We start from the raw sequence: 1,172 nt of genomic DNA on the forward strand, positions 1-1,172 counted from the left end.
CCCGCCGTGGTATTTGAAGGGCAAACTATTCGCTATGGCGAACTGAACCGCCGCGCTAATCAGCTAGCCCATTATCTGATTGCGCTGGGCGTCCGTCCGGACAAACGCGTGGCGATTTGTGTCGAACGCAGTCTGGAAATGGTGGTCGGCTTACTCGCTATCCTCAAGGCTGGCGGGGCCTATGTCCCGCTCGATCCGGCCTACCCGACTGAACGGCTGACGTATATGCTCCAAGATGCCGCCCCCGTAGCCTTACTTACCCAATCCACTCTCGCTGACGCCCTGAACAATGCTGACCCCACAGCTGAGACCGACTATCTCACCCTGCTGCTTGATGCTCAGGCAACTTACCTCGCGGAACAACCGACTCACAACCCAGACACGCAGAAAATGGGGCTGACACCGTACCATCTGGCCTATGTCATCTACACGTCAGGCTCCACCGGATTGCCCAAAGGAGTGGAAATGCCGCTGGCGGCCTTGTCAAACTTACTGCAATGGCACCGACACGCCCCTTCATCGCCCCCTGGCACCGGCAAAACCCTGCAATTTGCTGCGCTGGGCTTCGATGTCGCCTTTCAGGAAATATTCACTACCCTGAGTGAAGGCGGCTGTCTGGTTCTGATTAATGAAACCCTGCGGCGGGCGCCACAACAGCTTCTCCGGCTGATTCAGCAACAACAGATTGACCGAATTTTCCTGCCCTATATTGCGCTCCAGCATCTGGCTGAAGCCGCCAGTGACAGCAGAGAAGATTTTTCCTGTCTGGCGCATATCATCACCGCCGGCGAGCAATTGCGTATTACGCCGGCCATTCAGCGTTTCCTGCAACAGGCCAACTGTCGGTTACATAATCACTATGGCCCGACAGAAAGCCATGTCACTACGGCATACCAATTGGGTAAGGAAATGGCACAATGGCCAGTATTGCCGCCCATTGGTCGCCCGATAGCCAACAGCCGCATTTATATCCTTGATGGCAACGGCCAACCTGTGCCTTTGGGCGTGACCGGGGAAATCTATATCGCCGGCGCTGGGGTGGCTCGTGGGTATCTCAACCGGCCTGAACTGACGGCCGAGCGTTTTCTTGTTGACCCGTTTTCCCCAACCCCCCATGCCCGCATGTACAAAAGCGGTGACCTTGGCCGCTGGCGACCCGATGGCAATATCGA

1 protein-coding gene is annotated in these 1,172 nt (G+C 56.6%); it reads left to right on the forward strand.

Annotated features, from left to right (window positions below):
- Window positions 1-1,172, forward strand: a 1,172-nt coding sequence (locus Xentx_RS18020; protein WP_139292541.1) for an amino acid adenylation domain-containing protein, incomplete at both ends; no start/stop codon positions are given.

The organism is Xenorhabdus thuongxuanensis (genome assembly GCF_001908095.1).
GTDB classification, from domain to species: Bacteria; Pseudomonadota; Gammaproteobacteria; order Enterobacterales; family Enterobacteriaceae; genus Xenorhabdus; species Xenorhabdus thuongxuanensis.